Source organism: Brevibacterium sp. SIMBA_078, assembly GCF_046534565.1.
GTDB lineage: Bacteria > Actinomycetota > Actinomycetes > Actinomycetales > Brevibacteriaceae > Brevibacterium.
Map to the genome: position 1 here is coordinate 1 of NZ_JAWRYQ010000416.1, position 251 is coordinate 251.

Genomic DNA, 251 nt, shown 5'->3' on the forward strand with positions numbered 1-251 from the left:
GGACATAACTCATCAGGCTTTTATTACAGCAATACAAGTATTGATCCGATAGCGCAGTTAAATCGTGGTATATTTGCCATTCAAGAATGGTTAAGAAACAACGGCGTGCGAATTCAAATAGGACGCGCCTATTTTTTTCCCGGCTCAGAAATGCATGCTTCAGAATTACCTCCAAGCGTGCTCGACAACTATCACCTATCACCCATTAAGTTAATACTAGACATTAATGATCTAGATCGCGTTAACAAAAG

The 251-nt window shown here is 39.8% G+C and carries 1 protein-coding gene; it reads left to right on the plus strand.

The genetic code is table 11. The features are described from left to right. Positions 1–251 (plus strand): hypothetical protein (locus SB749_RS20240; protein WP_410711888.1); only part of this gene is annotated, 251 nt, incomplete at both ends.